General features: G+C 73.4%; 15 protein-coding genes. 6 read left to right on the top strand and 9 right to left on the bottom strand.

The annotated features are described in order from the left end of the window. Positions 1–76: 76 nt before the first annotated feature. The 4 genes from HD601_RS17875 to HD601_RS17860 all read right to left on the bottom strand — a co-directional run bounded on the left by HD601_RS17875 (position 77) and on the right by HD601_RS17860 (position 5263). The gene (locus HD601_RS17875) at positions 77–2458 is read right to left on the bottom strand and encodes a [protein-PII] uridylyltransferase (RefSeq protein ID WP_281386802.1); all 2382 of its coding nucleotides are present in this window, start codon (positions 2456–2458) and stop codon (positions 77–79) included. Further along, complete coding sequence (locus tag HD601_RS17870; protein WP_111256740.1) at positions 2455–2793, bottom strand: P-II family nitrogen regulator; 339 nt, start codon at positions 2791–2793, stop codon at positions 2455–2457. The genes HD601_RS17875 and HD601_RS17870 overlap by 4 nt, the downstream gene beginning before the upstream one ends. A gap of 4 nt (positions 2794–2797) precedes the next feature. Continuing rightward, on the bottom strand, positions 2798–4105 hold the full coding sequence (locus HD601_RS17865) for an ammonium transporter (RefSeq protein ID WP_184824085.1): 1308 nt from the start codon (positions 4103–4105) through the stop codon (positions 2798–2800). A 135-nt stretch (positions 4106–4240) separates the two neighbouring features. Next, positions 4241–5263, bottom strand: coding sequence for a LacI family DNA-binding transcriptional regulator (locus tag HD601_RS17860; protein ID WP_184824083.1), 1023 nt, complete (start codon positions 5261–5263; stop codon positions 4241–4243). Positions 5264–5401: 138 nt separating this feature from the next. Between HD601_RS17860 and HD601_RS17855 the strand changes: the two genes are divergently transcribed. Genes HD601_RS17855 through HD601_RS17840 form a run of 4 tightly spaced genes read left to right on the top strand, consistent with a single transcriptional unit; the run spans position 5402 to position 10896 of the window. After that, a complete protein-coding gene (locus HD601_RS17855; protein ID WP_184824081.1) occupies positions 5402–6751 on the top strand; it encodes an extracellular solute-binding protein in 1350 nt (449 codons plus the stop codon). Position 6752: 1 nt separating this feature from the next. Continuing rightward, entirely contained in the window at positions 6753–7685 is a 933-nt protein-coding gene (locus tag HD601_RS17850) for a carbohydrate ABC transporter permease (protein WP_184824079.1), read from the top strand. Further along, entirely contained in the window at positions 7682–8518 is an 837-nt protein-coding gene (locus HD601_RS17845; RefSeq protein ID WP_184824077.1) for a carbohydrate ABC transporter permease, read from the top strand. Before HD601_RS17850 ends, HD601_RS17845 begins: the two co-directional genes overlap by 4 nt. Positions 8519–8541: 23 nt before the next feature. Continuing rightward, positions 8542–10896: a glycoside hydrolase family 3 N-terminal domain-containing protein gene (locus tag HD601_RS17840; protein WP_184824075.1), complete on the top strand. Its 2355-nt coding sequence runs from the start codon at positions 8542–8544 to the stop codon at positions 10894–10896. On the opposite strand, the gene HD601_RS34880 is transcribed toward HD601_RS17840, so the two are convergent. After that, positions 10880–11278, bottom strand: coding sequence for a DUF1232 domain-containing protein (locus HD601_RS34880; RefSeq protein WP_184824073.1), 399 nt, complete (start codon positions 11276–11278; stop codon positions 10880–10882). The genes HD601_RS17840 and HD601_RS34880 overlap by 17 nt on opposite strands. Positions 11279–11334: 56 nt before the next feature. Between HD601_RS34880 and HD601_RS17830 the strand changes: the two genes are divergently transcribed. Then, positions 11335–11790, top strand: coding sequence for a MerR family transcriptional regulator (locus HD601_RS17830; protein ID WP_184824071.1), 456 nt, complete (start codon positions 11335–11337; stop codon positions 11788–11790). A 447-nt stretch (positions 11791–12237) separates the two neighbouring features. Here the strand turns inward: HD601_RS17830 and HD601_RS17825 are convergent, their stop codons facing one another. Beyond that, positions 12238–12618: a pyridoxamine 5'-phosphate oxidase family protein gene (locus HD601_RS17825; protein WP_221441076.1), complete on the bottom strand. Its 381-nt coding sequence runs from the start codon at positions 12616–12618 to the stop codon at positions 12238–12240. A gap of 94 nt (positions 12619–12712) precedes the next feature. Here HD601_RS17825 and HD601_RS17820 point away from each other — a divergent pair, with 94 nt between their 5' ends. Continuing rightward, a complete protein-coding gene (locus tag HD601_RS17820) occupies positions 12713–13381 on the top strand; it encodes a response regulator (protein ID WP_343076422.1) in 669 nt (222 codons plus the stop codon). On the opposite strand, the gene HD601_RS17815 is transcribed toward HD601_RS17820, so the two are convergent. From HD601_RS17815 to HD601_RS17805, 3 genes are all read right to left on the bottom strand, one after another. Then, positions 13347–15074 carry a sensor histidine kinase gene (locus HD601_RS17815; protein ID WP_184824065.1) on the bottom strand — a complete coding sequence of 576 codons (1728 nt, stop codon included), beginning with the start codon at positions 15072–15074 and terminating at the stop codon, positions 13347–13349. The genes HD601_RS17820 and HD601_RS17815 overlap by 35 nt on opposite strands. A 253-nt stretch (positions 15075–15327) precedes the next feature. Continuing rightward, entirely contained in the window at positions 15328–16497 is a 1170-nt protein-coding gene (locus tag HD601_RS17810) for an MFS transporter (RefSeq protein ID WP_184824062.1), read from the bottom strand. Positions 16498–16499: 2 nt separating this feature from the next. Continuing rightward, positions 16500–18140 carry an amidohydrolase family protein gene (locus HD601_RS17805; protein WP_184824060.1) on the bottom strand — a complete coding sequence of 547 codons (1641 nt, stop codon included), beginning with the start codon at positions 18138–18140 and terminating at the stop codon, positions 16500–16502. Positions 18141–18143 lie beyond the last annotated feature (3 nt).

Below are 18143 nucleotides of genomic sequence, written 5' to 3'. Positions count from 1 at the left end.
CCTGCGGTTCCGTCCTACATCGTCGCGATGTAAGTCCGAAACTCCGCCTGCATGAGAACCCGTGCCACGTGAACATTCATCGTACGCGTCCGGCGCCTTCGGGAAAGGGCTCCGAGTCGGTGTCCGGCGGGCTGACGGCGGCCGTGGCGGCGGCGACGGCGTCGTCCTCGGCTTCCGGGGACAACGGCGCCCCGGCGTCGTCGACCAGATAGAAGACGTCGATCGCCTCGGAGCCCAGCGTCTCGACGACGGCGGCCCTGATGACGACGCCGGGCGCGGCGACCGCCGTCGCGACCCGGTGCAGCAGGCCGGGCTCGTCGTGCGCCCGCACCTCCAGGACGGTCGCCTCCGCAGACACGTCCCGGAGCAGCTCGACCCGGGGCCGGGCGTGGACGATGACCCGCCCGCGCCACTCCGCGGCCCGCGCCGCCAGCCGCTCACGCAGGTCCAGGCTGCCGGCGAGGGCCCGGCCGACGTCCTCGCGCAGCCGCACCCCGTCCGGTCCCCCGCCGCGGCGCGGCACGACCCGCCACACCAGCACGGCCGTGTCGCCGGCCGTGTAGGCGCCGGCCGTGCGCACGTCCAGGCGATGCAGGGCCAGCACGCCGGCGACGGTGCCCAGCAGTCCGCGCCGCGCCGGGGCCACGACGGTGACCACGGCGAGACCGCCTCTGTCGCCGTCGGCCGACGGAGGCGCGTCCGACACGCGCACGGCGAGGTCCCCCGCAGCCGCGAGTGCCGCCTGCTCGGCGGTAAGCCTGGCAGGCTCCGGCGGGGCCGCACCGGCCAGGACGTGCCGGGTCCGCTCCACGAGGTCGCCGACCAGCCGGGCCCGCAGCGGCGACCACGCGACCGGGCCGGCGGCGGCCGCGTCGGCCTCGGTCAGGCAGGCCAGCAGGTCGAGGAACTCGCGGGTCCCGACGGCGTCGACGACGGCCGCGAGCGTGGCGGGGTCGTCGGGGTCGCGCCGCGTCGCCGTCTCGGGCAGCAGCAGGTGGTGGCGGACGAGGCGCCCCAGCGTCGCCGCGTCCGGCTCGGTCAGGCCGAGACGCAGACCCAGGGCGATGGCGATCGGCTCCCCCGCCTCGGAGTGGTCGCCCCTGACGCCCTTGCCGAGATCGTGCACGAGCGCGCCGAGCAGCAGCAGGTCCGGCCGGGCGACGCGGCGGGTGAGCCGGGCGGCGACGGCCGCGGTCTCGACGAGGTGCCGGTCGACGGTGTGCCGGTGCACCGGGGTGCGGGTCGGCCGGTAGCGGATCCGCTCCCACTCCGGCAGCCAGCGGAGCACCAGACCGGCCGCCTCCAGCGCGTCCCACACCGGCACGATCCCCGGCCCCGCGCCGAGCAGGCTGACCAGCGCGTCCCTGGCCGCCGCCGGCCACGGCTCGGGCAGCGGCGGGCACTCGGCCGCCAGTCGGGCCAGCGTCTGCGGGCTCAGCACGATGCCGGCCTGCGCGGCCGCGGCGGCGGCCCGCAACGGCAGGACGGCGTCCCGCTCGGGCCGGGCGTCGCGGGACAGGACCGCCTCGCCATCGTACTCGTCGACGCCGTCAGCGAGCGGGCGGCGGACCAGCTGCTGACGGCGGCCGCGCCGCTTCCGCCCCGCGAGGGTCCGTTCGACGTCGCGCCACGTGACGTCGGAGGCGTACGCGATGCTGCGGCCGGCCTCGGCGACCCGGCGCAGCAGTGGGTCGGCGCCGGGCAGCCCGAGCCGCACCGCGACGTCGTCCTGGTCCTCGAAGAGCAGCCGGTCCTGCCGCCGTCCGGTCGTCCGATGCAGCGCGTCGCGGACGGTGAGCAGCCACTGCCGGGCCACGTCGACGCCGGCGGTGCGTGGGCGGTCGGCGATCCAGGACGCCGTCACCGCCCGCAGCGCCAGCGTGTCGCGCAGCCCGCCGTACGCCTGCACGAGGTCCGGCTCGAGCAGGTGCGCCAGCTCGCCGATGCTCGCCGCGCGGTCGCGGCACATCGCGGCGAGCTCGGGCAGCCGGGTGCCGGCCTGTTTGCGCCAGCCGTCGCGGGCGCCGGAGCGCAACGTCGCCGTCAGCTCCTCGTCACCGGCCACGTGCCGGGCGTCGATGAGCCCCAGCGCCACCTTGAGGTCGCCGGTCGCGACGGCGAGCGCCTCGTCGAGCGTGCGCACCGAGTGGTCCAGCGCGAGGCCGGCGTCCCAGATCGGGTAGAACAGCGCGTCGGCGACGGCGCCCGGGTCGCCGCGGCGGTTCACCAGGAGCAGCAGGTCGAGGTCGCTGCCGGGCAGCAGCTCCTGCCGTCCGTACCCGCCGACGGCGACCAGCGCGAAGCCGGGACGCGCGGCGGCCGGCACGTCCGCGAACAGACGTGCCAGCCAGCCGTCCGCGAGCTCGGACAGCGTCAGCGCTCGTCGCGCTGCGCCGAGGGTGTCGTCGTCGACGATCGCCTTGCGCAGCGCGACGAAGCGCTGGGTCGCGGTGCTCAGAGCGCGTCCGGCCCGGTCTCCCCGGTGCGGACGCGGATGACCGCCTCGGCCGGCGTGACCCAGATCTTGCCGTCGCCGATCTTGCCGGTCCGGGCCGCCTCGGCGACGACCCCGAGCACCTGGTCCACGTCGAGGTCGTCGACCAGCACCTCGAGGCGCACCTTCGGCACGAGGTCGACGGTGTACTCCGCGCCCCGGTAGACCTCGGTGTGGCCCTTCTGCCGGCCGTACCCGCTGGCCTCGGTGACGGTCATGCCGTTGACACCGAACGCCTCCAGCGCCTTGCGCACCTCGTCGAGCTTGAACGGCTTGATGACGGCGGTGACGAGCTTCATCGGGTCACGCTCCCTGGGTGGTGTCGGCTTCGACGCGGACGGGCGCGGCGTGCGCGACGGGGACGCCGCGGGTCGGACCGGCCGACGTCGAGGTCAGCTCGTAGGCGGTCTCGAGGTGGCTGCCGAGGTCGATGCCGTCGACCTCCTCCTCCTCGCTGACCCGGAACCCGACCGTCCGGTCGATGATCTTGCCCAGTGCGAACGCGACCACGAACGAGAAGACGATGACGACGGCGGCCGCCACGGCCTGGCGCCAGAGCAGGTCCACGCCGCCACCGTAGAACAGGCCCTCTGGACCGCCGGTGAACGCCTCGGTGGCCAGCAGGCCGATCATCAGCGTCCCGATGACGCCACCCACCAGGTGCACCGCGACCACGTCGAGCGAGTCGTCGTAGCCGTACTTGTACTTGAGCCCGACGCACAGCGCGCACACCGAGCCCGCGACGACGCCGATGACGATCGCACCGATGGGGCTGACGAACGCACACGCCGGCGTGATGGCGACGAGGCCCGCGATCGCGCCCGACGCCGCACCCAGGGTCGTCGAGTGCTTCTGCTTCACGACGTCGACCAGCAGCCAGCCCAGGACGGCGGCCGCCGTCGCCACCAGCGTGTTGACGAACGCCGCCGACGCCAGCCCGTTGGCACCCAGCGCCGACCCGGCGTTGAACCCGAACCAGCCGAACCACAGCAGCCCCGCGCCGAGCAGCACGAACGGCAGGTTGTGCGGCCGCATGGGCTGCTTCGGCCAGCCGACCCGCTTGCCGAGCACCAGCGCCAGCGCCAGGCCCGCCGCACCGGCATTGATGTGGACGACGGTGCCGCCGGCGAAGTCCAGCGCGCCCAGCTCGAAGATCCAGCCGCCGCCCCACACCCAGTTCGCGACAGGGAGGTAGACCAGCGTCAGCCAGATCGGCACGAAGATCGCCCAACCGCGGAACGTCGCCCGCTCGGCGACCGCTCCACTGATCAGCGCCACCGTGATGATGGCGAACACGGCCTGGAACGCGACGAACGCGAACTCCGGGATCGGGGCCGCCGCCATGCTGTCGATGCCGACGCCGTCGAGGCCGAACTTCCCGAGCCCGCCGATCAGGCCGCCGTTGGTGCCGTCGAACGCGAGCGAGTAGCCCCAGAGCACCCAGATCACCGGCACGATCGCCAGCGCGAGGAAACTCATCATGAGCATGTTGAGGACGGCCTTGGCGCGGACCATGCCGCCGTAGAAGAACGCCAGGCCTGGGGTCATGAGCAGGACGAGAGCCGCGCTCGTGAGCACCCACGCGGTATCGCCCGCGCTGAGTTCGGGCATCGATGGCTCCTAGCCGAGTCGGAACGCCGGCCCGTTCACCGGCCGGCCACGTCCCTGTGATCGTGGCGACCCGCCGTTACTCGAACGTGCGGCGACCATTACGGCCAGGTGACATGGGTGCCCGCCGCGTTACGACTACGTGAACGGAGCGGTGGAGCTGCGCTCGACCAGCGTCGTGGCGAGCTCGAAGTGGTGGGTCTCGGGGCGCTGGCCCTGCGCAAGCGACAGCAGTGTTCGCAGCGCCACCCGGCCCATCTCGCGCATCGGCTGACGCACCGTCGTCAGCTGGGGCGAGGTCCACGCGGCCGCGTAGGTGTCGTCGAAGCCGACGATGCTCAGGTCCTCGGGGAGCCGCAGTCCGCGCCGCCGGGCCTCCTCCATGACGCCCAGCGCCGACGCGTCGCAGCCGGCCACGATCGCCGTCGGCGGCGACGGTAACCCGAGCAGCCGGGACGCCATCGAGCGGCCGTCCTCGTGGCTGAAGCCCACCTGCAGCACCAGGTCGTCGTCGGCGGCCAGGCCGCGGCTGCTCAGGGCGGCCAGGTGACCGTGCAGCCGCTGCTGCGCCGGCCGCGAGGCGGGCAGCCCGCCGGCGAACCCGATGCGCCGGTGACCCAGCCCCAGCAGGTGCTCGGTCGCCTGCAGGCCGCCGGACCAGTTGGTGGCGCTCACGCTGACCAGCTGGTCGGTGGTGCTCGGGTCGATCGAGACGGGGTCGATGGCGACCAGGCCGAGCCCGGCGTCGGCGCAGGCGCGGACCTGTTCGGACCGGACCTCCGTCGTCACGACGATCAGCCCGGCGTGGCCCTTCGCGGCCAGCCCGCGGAACCACGACGGCGTCAACGCGTCGGGCGCGTCCGACAGGTGCGTCACCACCACGTCGACGCCCTGCTCGTTGCCCGCGGACACGACACCGGAGAGGACCTGCGCGGAGTACAGGTTGACGAACGCGTCGAACAGGACGGTGACCGTCGGCGTGGTGTCGTGCACGCGCCGGCCGGTGCTGGGAACGTAGCCGAGCGACGCGATGGCGTCCTGCACCCGCGCTCGGGTGGCGGCTGACACGTCGCCGCGCCCGTTCAGCACCTTCGACACCGTCGCCTTCGAGACCCCGGCGACCTGCGCCACGGTGTCGAGTGTCGGCCGCTCTCCACGCATGCGTCCGAAACTATTTCGACGACACCACCGTTGTCAACCCGTAATGCACCCACGATTGACGGGCCCGACATGCCTCGTTACTGTCACGGGCAACCGAAACACCGTCGTAATTGTTTCGAACCAGGACGGGATGGGGCAATGAGGCACACCAGACTCCGGGCCGTGACGACCGCGGCAGTCGCGGCCGTCGCGGCACTCACACTGGCAGCGTGCGGGGGCGCGAGCCCCGGCGACTCGACCGACGGCAGCACCGACGGCAACACGAGCGACGGCGACGACGGCGACAGCGCCGCCGGCGGCGAGGCCGGCGCGTGGATCCTCACCGGCGGCGGCTGGCCGGTCACGGCCGCCTCGTTCGAGCGCTGGAACGAGGCCAACGCCGACCAGCAGATCACGGTCGAGGAGTTCGAGAACGACGCGTTCAAGGAGAAGATCCGCACGTCGGTGGGCTCGGGCGAGGCGCCGACGCTGATCATGAACTGGACCGGCGGCACGCTCGCCGACTACGTCGCCAACAGCCAGGTCGACGACATCACGGCCGAGACCGAGGACCTCGTCAGCCGGGTCATGCCGTCCGTCGCGCAGAACGGCGTCATCGACGGCACCACCTACGCGGTCCCGATGAACGACGTCCAGCCGGTCATCCTCTACTACAACGAGGACGTCTTCGCGCAGGCCGGCATCGAGGTCCCGACCACCTGGCAGGAGACCCTCGACGCCGTCGCGACCCTGAGCGACGCCGGCATCATCCCGTTCTCGCTGGCCGGGCAGAGCGTCTGGCCCGAGCTCATGTGGATCCAGTACCTCACCGACCGCATCGGCGGCCCCGAGGTCTTCCAGGCGGTGCTCGACGGCGAGGCGGACGCCTGGTCCGACCCCGCGATCGTCGAGGCGCTGACGAAGATCCAGGAGCTGGTCGACGCCGGCGGGTTCGGCGACGCGTTCGCCTCGGTCGCCGCGGATCAGAGCGCCGACGCCGCGCTGGTGCACACCGGCCGCGCCGCCATGCTGCTGCAGGGCAGCTGGGTCTACGCGACCTTCCACACCGACAACCCGGAGTTCGCGACGTCCGCACTCGGCTTCACGACGTTCCCGACCATCGAGGGCGGCAGTGGCGACCCGGGCAACATCGTCGGCAACCCGGCCAACTTCTGGTCCATCTCGGCGTCGGCGAGCGACGAGGCCAAGCAGACCGCGCTGGACTACCTCAACGAGTTCGTCTACGACGAGGACCAGCTGACGGCCATGCTCGACGCCGGCAGCGTCCCGCCGGTCGCGGGCCTGGAGGACCGGATCGCGCAGAGCGACGACGCGGAGTACCTGGAGTTCGCCTACGGCATGGTGAACGACGCGCCGCACTTCCAGCTCTCGTGGGACCAGGCACTCCCGGCCGACCAGGCGCAGGAGCTGCTGACCAACCTCAGCCAGATCTTCCTCGGCGAGATCATCCCGCAGCAGTTCGTCGACGCGATGAACGCCACGCTCTGAGATGACGACTGTCGAGCGGCCCGGTGCGGCCACCCCGACGCGGCCCGTCGCGGCCGTGCGGAGAGCCCGCACCGGGCCGTCGTTCTGGATGGCCGTGCCGGCCCTGGCGTTCTTCGCCCTCTTCGCGCTCCTCCCCCTCGGCGGCGTCGCCGTCCTCTCCTTCATGGAGTGGGACGGACTCGGCACGCCGCGGTGGGACGGCATCGGCATCTGGATCGACACCCTCACCGACCAGGCGACCCTCGATGCGCTCTGGCGCACCATCGTGTTCGTCGTCGTGTCGTACCTGTTCCAGGCCCCGGTCGCGCTGCTGCTCGGCGTCTTCATGGCCGGCCGGCAGCGCTATCGGGCGGTCTGGTCGGTGCTGTACTTCCTGCCGCTGCTGTTCTCGTCGGCGGCCATCGGCATCACGTTCCGGTCGCTGCTGGACCCGAACTTCGGCCTGTCCCGGGCCTTCCCGGCCGGCACACTGAGCACGAACTGGCTCGGCAACCCCGACCTAGCCCTCTACGCGGCGATCTTCGTGCTCGGCTGGTGCTGGGTCCCGTTCCACGCGCTGCTCTACCAGGCCGGCGTGCGGCAGATCCCGGCGTCGCTGTACGAGGCGGCGGTGCTCGACGGGGCCGGACGGGTGAAGCAGTTCCGCTACGTGACGCTGCCGCAGCTGCGCTACACGATCGTGACGTCGTCGACGCTGATGATCGTCGGCTCGCTGACCTGCTTCGACATCGTGTTCGTCCTGACCGGCGGCGGCCCGGGCGAGGCGACCCGGATCCTGCCGCTGGACATGTACCTCACCGGGTTCCGCAGCTACCAGATGGGCCCCGCCAGCGTCATCGCGGTGGTCCTGGTGGTCGTCGGCCTCGCGGTGTCGCTGCTGCTCAACCGCATCACGGGGTCCAGTCGCATGCAGAGCCAGCAGGCGGGGGCATGATGAGCGGCCGCGCGATCAAGGAGACCCCGAACGTCCTCGGCGCCCTTGGCGGGCTGGTCTGGCTCGTCGTCACAGTCGTGCCGATCTACTACCTGGTGCTCACCAGCCTGCGCTCGCAGCAGGACTACTACGTCGAGAACCCGCTGCTGCCGCCGTCGAGCCCGACGCTGGACGCGTACCGGCTGGTGCTCGAGAACGACTTCCTGCGCTACCTGGGCAACAGCGTCCTCGTCACCGTCGTGTCCGTGGCCGTGGTGCTGACGGTGTCGCTCATGGCGTCGTACTACCTGGTCCGTGCCGGCACGCCGCTGTCCCGCGGCTCGCTGCGGCTGGTGCTGCTGGGGCTGGCGATCCCGGTGCAGGCGACGATCATCCCGGTCTACTACCTGATCATCCAGCTCGGCCTGTACGACAGCCTGCTCGCGCTGATGCTGCCGGCGGTCGCGTTCGCGATCCCGATCAGCGTGCTGATCATCGTGAACTTCGTCCGCGACATCCCCGCGGAGCTGTTCGAGTCGATGCGGGCCGACGGCGCCGGCGACTGGCGGATCCTGTGGTCGCTCGTGACGCCGCTGAGCCGGCCCGCGCTCATCACCGTCGGCATCTACCAGGCGCTGCAGGTCTGGAACGGGTTCCTGTTCCCGCTGGTCCTCACCCAGAGCTCGTCGGTGCGGGTGCTGCCGCTGTCGCTGTGGACCTACCAGGGCCAGTTCGCGGTCAACGTGCCCGCCGTGCTGGCCGCTGTCACGCTCTCCGCGCTGCCCATCCTGGCCGCGTTCATCGTCGGCCGGCGCTACCTGGTGTCCGGCCTCACCGCCGGCTTCGGCAAGTGAACCCACCACGTCTGAGGATGTCGATGACTGCTCACGCATGGGCCGGCCCGCGCACGGGCCCCTGGCACGACACCGCCCGGCCGCTCGCCGAGCGGGTCGACGCGTTGCTCGCCGCGATGACGCCCGAGGAGAAGGCCGGCCAGCTCGGCAGCTTCTGGCAGCGGCCCGGCGGCCACGGCGACGCCGTCGACGACACCCAGGTCGCGCCCATGGAGGGCGAGATGGCCGGGCCGGCCTCGTTCGCCGACGCGCTCGAGTTCGGCCTCGGCCACATCACCCGGGTGTACGGGACGGCACCGGTCACCGCCGCCGACGGGATCGCCGACCTGCGCGCCCGCCAGGCGCACGTGCAGCGGGTGTCGCGGTTCGGGATCCCGGCCATCGCGCACGAGGAGTGCCTGACGGGGTTCACGGCGTACGGCGCGACGGTGTACCCGACGCCGCTGGCGTGGGGCGCGGCGTTCGACCCGGCGCTGGTCGAGGAGATGGCCGCGGCGATCGGCCGTGACCTGCGCTCCGTCGGCATCGACCAGGGCCTCTCCCCCGTGCTCGACGTGGTCCGCGACTACCGCTGGGGCCGGGTCGAGGAGTCCATCGGCGAGGACCCGTACCTGGTGGCGACGACGGCGACGGCGTACGTCCGCGGCCTGCAGGCGTCCGGCCTGGTGGCGACGTTGAAGCACTTCGCCGGCTACTCGGCGTCGCGGTCCGCGCGCAACCACGCGCCGGTGTCCGCCGGGCCGCGCGAGCTGGCCGAGGTGCTGCTGCCGCCGTTCGAGCTGGCGGTCCGCGAGGGCGCGGCCGGCTCGGTCATGGCGTCCTACGCGGCGGTCGACGGCGTCCCGCCGACGGCCAGCCGCGAGCTGCTGACGACGCTGCTGCGCGAGCAGTGGGGCTTCGACGGAACGGTCGTGTCGGACTACTGGGCGGTCCCGTTCCTGCAGGCCATGCACCGGATCGCGGCCGACGACGACGGCGCCGGCCGGCTCGCGCTGACCGCCGGGGTGGACGTCGAGCTGCCCGAGACGGTCGGGTTCGCGCGGCTGGCGGCGCAGGTGCGCGACGGCGTCATCCCGGCGGCGGCGCTGGACGACGCCGCCCGGCGCGTGCTGCTGCAGAAGGCCCGGCTCGGCCTGCTCGACCCGGACTGGGAGCCGCGGACGGCGGACCCGGAGACGATCGACCTCGACTCCCCCGCCAACCGGTCGCTCGCGGCGCGGCTGGCCGAGGAGTCCGTCGTGCTGCTGGCCAACGACGGCACCCTGCCGCTGACGCCGTCGGCCCGGAAGGTCGCGGTCGTCGGCACTACCGCCGTCGAGCCGCGCACGTTCCTCGGCTGCTACTCCTTCCCCAACCACGTGCTGGCGCAGTACGGCGACGGCACCGACCTGGGTGTCGCGGTGCCGACGCTGCTGGACGCGCTGCGCACGGAGTTCGGCGGGGCCGACGTCATGCATGCCACCGGCGCGGCGATCACCGGCGACGACCGGTCCGGGTTCGCGGCGGCGGCCGAACTGGCCGCCGGGGCGGACGTCGCGGTCGTGGCGGTCGGCGACCTGGCCGGGCTGTTCGGCCGCGGCACGTCCGGCGAGGGGTGCGACGCGCCCGACCTCGCGCTGCCGGGCGTCCAGGCCGACCTGGTGGCGGCCGTGCTGGACGCCGGCACGCCGGTCGTGCTGGTGGTGGTGTCCGGGCGGCCGTACGCGCTCGGCGACCTCGCGCCCCGGTGCGCGGCCGTGGTCCAGGCGTTCCTGCCGGGTGAGGAGGGCGGGGCGGCCATCGCCGGGGTGCTGTCCGGGCGCGTGCAGCCGAGCGGCCGGCTGCCCGTCGCCGTCCCGCGGACGCCGTCGTCGTCGCTGCCGACCTACCGCGCGGCCCGGCTGGACCAGCGCACCGACGGCGTGTCGAACCTCGACCCCGCGCCGCTGTACCCGTTCGGGCACGGCCTGGCGTACACGACGGTGGCCTACGAGGCGCTGACACTCAGCGCGCCGTCGATCTCCGCCGATGGCTCCGTCGACGTGACGGTCACGGTGCGCAACACCGGCGACCGGCCGGTCGACGAGGTCGTCCAGCTCTACCTCACCGACCACGTCGCACAGACGGTCCGGCCGGTGCGCGAGCTGGCCGGGTTCCACCGGGTGCCGCTGGCGGTGGGCGAAACGCGCCGGGTGCGGTTCACCGTCCACGCCGACCGCACCTCGTTCATCGGCCTGGACCTGCGCCGGATCGTCGAGCCGGGCACGTTCACACTCGCCGCCGGCCGGTCCAGCGAGGATCTCCCCGTCGCCGCCGAGCTCGAGATCACCGGCGCCGGCGTCCGCGTCCTCGATGGTCCCCGGGTGATGACGACCCCGGGGGTCATCGAGGCGGACTGATCCCGACGAGGCGGCGCAGCAGGTCCGGGTTGCCCGGCCAGGCCTCGAACAGGGCCTCGGCCGGCACCGACCTCGCGGCGTAGCGCAGCACCAGGGCGACCACGACGACGTCGTCGAGCGGGCCGATGACCGGCAGGAACTCAGGGATGAGGTCGATCGGCGACAGCACCCAGAGCATGCCGAACAGGACGGCGACCCGGGCCCGGCGCGGCACCCGCGGGTCGCGGCGCAGCCGCCGGGCGGTGGTGACGCAGTCGGGCAGGAACCCGGCGAGGTCCTTCGCCAGGCCCGGCGGCAGCCGCGCCGCCAGCACGACCAGCACGACCCAGGTCAGGACGAGCACGCCCGCCGCGACGAGGACGGCCTGGAGCCAGCCGGGCATCGCCACCTCCGCGCGGGCTTGCAACCGGTACCCGGGTACGGGTCTACCGTCGGGACATGGACATCATCGCCGACGCGCCGTCCGCCTGGCCCGGGGGCGGGCTGCGCAGCGGCGAACTGGCCGCCGCGGCCGAGGTCAACCTGCAGACGCTGCGCTACTACGAGCGACGCGGACTGCTCGCCGCGCCGGACCGCACGCTCGGCGGCCACCGCGTCTACCCGCCCGACGCCGTCACGACCGTCCGGGTCATCAAGGCGGCCCAGCGGCTCGGGTTCACGCTGGACGAGATCTCCGAGCTCGTCCACACCGGCCGCCGGCACGCCCGCACCGACGCCGACCTGCACGAGCGGGCCGCGGCGAAGATCGCCGAGATCGAGTCGCGGATCGCCGACCTGGTCGCGATCCGCGACACCCTGCGGGCGGCGCTGGACGCCGGCTGCCACGAGCTGCGCGACTGCGCGGGCAGCCCGGACTGCCCGATCCCCTTCACCGGCCTGGCCCACGAGGCGTGAGCCGCCGGGCATGATCATCGGCGATCGCTGGTGTCAGGGCGCCAGCGATCGCCGATGATCATGGAGAAGTGCGGGTTCCCAGCGCGCCGGAAGCCGCTCTTCTCCATGATCAACAGTTGGCGGCCGGCGGAACTGGACCACAGCGAGACCAATGGCCCATCCACACGAGAACAGGTAGCGGCCAGCGCAACCCGAGACACAGCGCCGCCAAGGGCCGGGGCCATTCCGGGGAGGGGGCCCTGGTGCTGTGAAAGGCGAGGGCGCGGCGGCGCGGGTCAAGTCCAGCGCCCCCAACCACAGCGGCAAAACAACCACAGCGCGCGCAGACTTGAGGCGCGCCGCCGCGCCCTCGACAATCGAGTCAGCAGGGCCCGACCCACGTCAGCCCCCACGCCGAGCCTCGAACTCGCGCCCTCCGTCGCCGGCGGGGCCGGCGCGGACGACGGCTCAGCCGACGGCGGTGTCCTGGTGCGCCGTCAGCGGGAGCGACCGGATCCGGCGGCCGCGGACGATCTCGGGCCTGATCCGGACGCGGTCGCCGTCGGCGTGCGACCGCCCGATCAGCACCACGCGCCAGCCCGTGCGGGTGTCCTCGTCGTAGGCGTCGGCCTCGAACGCGACGACCGCCATTCTCGACGCCGCCGGCAGGACGAGTCCCAGCTCGGCGTCGATGACCACGTCGTGGCCCTCGAGCCTGAACCGGACCGGCTCGATGGCCGGCAGCGCGCCCTGCGTGAACACCAGCCGCCCGATCAACGTCCGCGAGAGCAGGTCGTAGCAGGTCTGCCGGTCCAGGTGCTCGAGACCGGCGGGGTCGGCACGCGTCAACGGGTCCACCTCCCCAGCGTTCCGTCCGCCCATGCGCGCGGGAAGGGACGAAGGTCCCATGCCCATACCGGCTACCGGGCAGTACGGTCGTCACGTGAGTGCTGATCGTGTCGTCACGGTCTTCCTGCTCGACGACCACGAGGTGGTCCGCCGCGGCGTGGCCGCGCTGCTCGAGACCGAGCCGGACATCGAGGTGGTCGGCGAGGCCGGCACCGCGGAACAGGCCATGGCCCGCATCCCGGCGTTGCGTCCCGACGTCGCGATCCTCGACGTGCGGCTGCCCGACGGCGACGGCGTCACCGTCTGCCGGGAGATGCGCTCGCAACTGCCCGACCTGCAGTGCCTGATGTTCACCTCGTTCGCCGACGACGACGCGCTGTTCGACGCCGTCATGGCCGGTGCCGCGGGCTACGTGCTCAAGCAGGTCCACGGCACCGACCTCATCGGCGCGGTGCGGGCGCTGGCGCTGGGCAAGTCGCTGCTGGACCCCGAGAGCACCGCGCGCATGCTGGCGCGGCTGCGCGAGCGGGCGACCCGGGCCGACCCGCTGGCCGCCCTGACCGACCAGGAGCGGCGCATCCTCGACCTCATCGGTGAGGGGCTGACGAACCGGCAGATCGGCGAGCGGATGTTCCTCGCCGAGAAGACCGTGAAGAACTACGTGTCGAACCTGCTCGCCAAGCTCGACATGAGCCGGCGCACCCAGGCCGCCGCGCTGTCGGCGCAGCTCAAGGCCGAGGCTCGCGACCAGCGCGAGGCGTAGCGGGAATCTCCCAGCGCACGACGGTGCCGCCGGTGGCGCCGCGGCCGGCGGCGAACCGACCGCCGAGCAGCTCCGCCCGCTCCGCCAGGTTGGCCAGGCCGCTGTTGCGCCGCTCGGCCGGCAGCCCCACGCCGTCGTCGGCGACGGTGACGCGCAGCCAGCCGCCGGTCAGCTCGACGACGGCGGTGACCTGGCTCGCGTGGGCGTGCTTGACGACGTTCGACAGCGACTCCTGCAGCACCGGCACCAGCTGGTCGCCCAGCTCGGCGGGCACGGACGTGTCCAGCTCGCCGACCAGTTGCAGGCCGGGCGCGAACCCCAGCTGCTCGGAGGCCGATTGCACCGTCGTCACCAGGCGGCCGCGCAGGGTGCCCGTCACGTCCTCCTTGGCCGACTGCAGCGCGAAGATCGTGGAGCGGATCTGCCGGATCGTCGCGTCGAGGTCGTCGACGGTCCGCTCGACCCGCGCCGCGACGTCGGGGCGGTCGATGAGCCGGGCCGCCGCCGTCAGGCTCATCGCGCTGGCGAACAGCCGCTGGACCACGACGTCGTGCAGGTCGCGGGCGATCCGCTCGCGGTCGTCGACCAGACCGTGACGCTCGGCCTCCTTGCGTGCGTCGGCCAGCTCGAGCCCGACGGCGGCCTGGCTGGCGAACGCGTGCAGCATGCGCATGACGGCGCCGGCGAAGGGCGGGTCGCCGATGCCCTTGACCAGGACGAGGACGCCGCGGACGCGCGGCCGGGTGCCCAGCGGCACCAGCATGGCCGGCCCCGTCGGCAGCCGGTCCAGCAGCGGCGACGGCTCCACGCCGCGGCGGATCTCGGCGACCGAGCGCGGCTCGCCGGACTCGAGCACCGTCTGCGTCAGCGTCCCGGTGCCGGAGAACCGCAGCCCCCGCAGCGGCGGCGCGCCGTCGCCGGCGGCCGCGAGCACGCGCATGAGCCCGCTGCCGTCGGCCTCGGGCGCGACGACCACCGCGGACGCCGCCGACGACATCGTCCGGGCATGGGTCGCGATGAGGGTCAGCGCCTCGTCGACGGAGCTGCCCGACAGCAGCGCCTGGGTGACCTCGGCGGACGCGTCGAGCCAGGTCTCGCGCCGCCGGCTGGCCTCGAAGAGCCGGGCGTTCTCGATGGCGATGCCGGCGGCGGTGGCGAGCGCCGTGACGATGGTCTCGTCCTGCTCGTCGAACTCGCGGCCGCCGTTCTTCTCCGTCAGGTACAGGTTGCCGAAGACGTCGTCGCGGATGCGGATCGGCACCCCCAGGAAGCCGCGCATCGGCGGGTGGCCCTCGGGGAACCCGTACGACTCCGGATGGTCGCCGATCTCGGCCAGGCGCAGCGTCTCGGGCTCCTTGATGAGCAGGCCCAGCAGGCCGCGGCCGTGCGGCCACTGGGCGACCCGGGCGATCTCCTCGACCGTCACCCCGATGGGGACGAACTGGGCGAGCTGACCGTCGGGGCCGATCACGCCCAGGGCGCCGTAGCGACAGTCGACGAGGTCGATGGCGGCCTCGACGATGCGCCGCAGCGCTGTCTCGAGGTCGAGCTCCCGCCCGATCGACACCACGGCCTCGAGCAGTGCGTGCACCCCGTCCCGGGCCGCCACCACGGCCTGCAACCGTGACTGCACCTCGGCCAGCAGTGAATCGAGCGGCAGCTTCGGCAGAAGCTCCGACTCGAACACACTCATACCCCCTGCTAACGGCCTCAGTGTCGCACCGAGCAGCGACGATGTCGAGGAACTCGCGGTGCGTTGGTCCCTGGAGGATGAGGACCTTCGGCCCCGTGGGGCGCGACCTTCGCCCCGTACGCGCCGCCGCCGGATTCGGATGCACTGGGTCGGGGCGGGGATGAGAGCCGCACTGAAGGGGGACGGTTCGGGGCCGGTGTGGGGGCGCCGGCCCCGAGCTGTCTCCGCCGTCCGCACCGCCTCGCCGGGGTCGTCAGGCGCGGGTGCGGACGGCGGAAACGGCGGCGAGGACGCCCGAGACGAGGAGCGCCGCGGCGACCAGGCACCACCCGGCCGCGTAGCTGCCGGTGTGGTCGGTGAGCCGGCCGAACGCCAGCGGCCCCGCCACCATCCCCAGCAGGAAGCCGCCGATGACCACGCCGGCGGACCGGCCGTCGCGGTCGCCGTCGCGCATCAGGCCCAGCATCGCCGCGGACTGCCAGCCGGGCGCTGTCGCGCCGAAGCCGGCCACCGCCGCCCAGACCAGGCCGGGCCGGTCCATCGCCGGGATCAGCGCCAGCGTCGCGGCCGCGCCGGCGAAGGCGAGCCCGGCCAGCCAGAGCCAGAACCGCGGCAGCCGGTCGCCCAGCACGCCGACCGTCACCCGGGACGTGGCGCCGAGCAGGCCGAGCAGCGCGACGATCACCCCGGCCCGCTGGGCCGGCATGCCGAGCTCCTCGAACGCGAAGAGCGGCAGGAACGCGTTGACGGCGCTGGCCGCGACGCCGGCGAGGACGGCGTAGACGGTGAGCGCCGGGTGCGGGACGGACAGCCGCGGTCGCCGCGCTGATCGTTCGGCGCCCCGGGCCCCCAGCGGACCCCGCAGCGGCAGCGCGACGGCCAGGCCCGCTGCGGCGACGACGGCGAGCAGCCCGCCAGCCGCCCGCCAGCCGTACGCCGCCGCGACCGTCGGCAGGGTCAGCCCGACCAGCAGCGCGCCGACCTGCACGCCGGCCTGCTTCAGCCCGGTCGCGGTCCCCCGCAGGGCGGCCGGCACCCGGTGCACGACCACCACGTTGGTGACGGGGTTGCCCAAACCCAGCGGTACGCCCATGATCAGCGCCGCGAGCATCACGCCTGCCCAGCCGGGGGTGACGGCGAGCAGCACGAACGCTCCCACCGCGGCCGCGTACAGGGCGCGGAGCAGGACGACCGCGCCGAACCGGTCGACCAGCCGCCCGGCCAGCAGCGACACGACGACGGCGCCGAGGAACAGGACGCTCGCCGCCGAGCCGTAGCGGGTCCGGCTCAGGTCGAACTCGGCGGTGATGAACGGGGCCAGGACGGCGAGCACGAACTGCATCAGGGTGCACACCGTCATCGCGGACAGCAGCACGCCCAGCAGCCACACGCTGTGCGGCGATCCGCCGTCCCGGCCCCGCATGCTCACACGATGCCGGCGTCGTGCACCACGCGCCCGCCGACGATCGTGAGCACCGAGCTCATCTCACGGATCGCCGCGTCGGGGACCGCGCGCGGGTCGAAGACGTCGGCCTTCAGGACGGCGAGGTCGGCGAACCGGCCGGCGCCGATGCCGCCGAGCCGGTCCTCCTCCTTGCTGAACCAGCCCTGCTGCGGTCCGGCGTAGAGCCGCATCGCCTCCGTCCGGCTGACGACGTGCGAGCCGTCGCCGGCGATCTGCCCGCCGCTGTGCCGGCCGGTGGCCATGAAGTAGACGCCGGCCCAGGGGTTCAGCGGCGCCACGCGGGCGCCGTCGAGCCCCGTCCCGACCGGCACCTCGGCGAGGTCGAGGATCATCCGGAAGTTCGGCGTCGCGGAGTTGCCGGTGAGGTACTGCCAGCCGTGCGGTGCCAGACCCACGCCCAGCTCGTTGGCCTCGTGCACCTGCGCCTCGGTGAGCCCGCTGATGTGCCCGAGGCTCCAGTGCAGCTCGGCCGGCGACGGGAGATCCGGCCGCGACGTGACGAACTGCCGGATCGCGTCGAGGTGGGCCTGGATCTCCTGGGTGGAGATGAGGTGCTGGTGGTACAGGAACCCGCGCTCGGCCATGATCCGCAGGGACGCCTGGTAGTTCGCGCCGCGCGGCGCCCACTCGCCGATGCCGCTCATCTGGTGCAGGTCCGAGCCGAACTCGCGCCACCGGTGGTTCACGATCTCCTGCAGCACGGCGGGGTCGTTCTGCTCCGGGAACCGGCAGCGGGTGCGCACGTGCAGCGTGCCGGCCCGGACCAGGTCGAGGTAGTGGTCGTGCCCGGTCACGCGGTCCAGTGTCCCGGGCGGACCGCCCGCCGAGCCGTGGTCGTCCATACAGGTGGTGAGGCCGAGCGAGAGCGCGTAGTCGGCGGCGCGGAGCAGCTCGCGCCGCTTCGTCTCCTGGGTGATGAACGCCGCCAGGGCCGTGTACGCGTTGAGCTGGTTGGGCAGGGTGCCGTCGTCGAGGACGGTGACGCCCAGCTCGCGCAGCCGGTCCCGGCCCAGCGTGTTGGTCTGCCCGGCGCCGGTGGTGGCGATGACGACGGGGTGCTCGGGCGCGGCCTCGTCGAGCTCGGCCCGGTTCGGGAACCGGCCCTCGGGACCGAACTGGCGCGGCGCGATGCCGGCCAGGGCCGTCAGGAACTCCCCCGGCGCGACGGTGGCGGCCGTCGCCGCGACGACCTGCTGGGCGGCCTCGACGGAGAACGCCGTCTCGAGCGCCCGGACGTCGTGCCCGACCGCCTGCCCGATGCGGATGAAGTGGACGTGGTTGTCGATCAGGCCGGGGACGACCGTGCGCCCCCGTAGGTTCACGATCTCGTAGCGCTGGCCGGCGCCGCCGATGCTGCCGACCTGGGCGATCCGCCCGTCGCGGATGAGCACCTGACTGACGACGGTGTCCTGGTCGTCGAGCGTGTGGATGCGCCCGTTGACCAGCGCGAGGTCGATGCCGGAGCCGACCCGGCCGGCGCCGGCCGCGGACGCGGCGCCGGCCGTGGCCGTGGCGATGCCCAGGCCGGCCGCCGTCACTCCTGCCGCGCCCGCCGCGCCGAGGAATCCGCGCCGGCTCAGCCGGCGTCGTCGTGTTCCCATCAC

The sequence above is a fragment of the Jiangella mangrovi genome, assembly GCF_014204975.1.
In the GTDB taxonomy this organism is placed as follows: Bacteria; Actinomycetota; Actinomycetes; order Jiangellales; family Jiangellaceae; genus Jiangella; species Jiangella mangrovi.
The sequence above is the reverse complement of the archived record's forward strand: the minus strand, read 5'-3'. Positions and strand labels throughout refer to the sequence as shown.

Bases quoted from the DNA above. Each gene is read 5' to 3' on its own strand.
- HD601_RS17810 (WP_184824062.1), bottom strand. From the start codon at position 16,497: ATGCGGGGCCGGGACGGCGGATCGCCGCACAGCGTGTGGCTGCTGGGC.
- HD601_RS17805 (WP_184824060.1), bottom strand. From the start codon at position 18,140: ATGGGAACACGACGACGCCGGCTGAGCCGGCGCGGATTCCTCGGCGCG.
- HD601_RS17860 (WP_184824083.1), bottom strand. From the start codon at position 5,263: ATGCGTGGAGAGCGGCCGACACTCGACACCGTGGCGCAGGTCGCCGGG.
- HD601_RS17815 (WP_184824065.1), bottom strand. From the start codon at position 15,074: ATGAGTGTGTTCGAGTCGGAGCTTCTGCCGAAGCTGCCGCTCGATTCA.
- HD601_RS17855 (WP_184824081.1), top strand. From the start codon at position 5,402: ATGAGGCACACCAGACTCCGGGCCGTGACGACCGCGGCAGTCGCGGCC.
- HD601_RS17830 (WP_184824071.1), top strand. From the start codon at position 11,335: ATGGACATCATCGCCGACGCGCCGTCCGCCTGGCCCGGGGGCGGGCTG.
- HD601_RS17870 (WP_111256740.1), bottom strand. From the start codon at position 2,793: ATGAAGCTCGTCACCGCCGTCATCAAGCCGTTCAAGCTCGACGAGGTG.
- HD601_RS17850 (WP_184824079.1), top strand. From the start codon at position 6,753: ATGACGACTGTCGAGCGGCCCGGTGCGGCCACCCCGACGCGGCCCGTC.
- HD601_RS17840 (WP_184824075.1), top strand. From the start codon at position 8,542: ATGACTGCTCACGCATGGGCCGGCCCGCGCACGGGCCCCTGGCACGAC.
- HD601_RS34880 (WP_184824073.1), bottom strand. From the start codon at position 11,278: ATGCCCGGCTGGCTCCAGGCCGTCCTCGTCGCGGCGGGCGTGCTCGTC.
- HD601_RS17865 (WP_184824085.1), bottom strand. From the start codon at position 4,105: ATGCCCGAACTCAGCGCGGGCGATACCGCGTGGGTGCTCACGAGCGCG.
- HD601_RS17845 (WP_184824077.1), top strand. From the start codon at position 7,682: ATGATGAGCGGCCGCGCGATCAAGGAGACCCCGAACGTCCTCGGCGCC.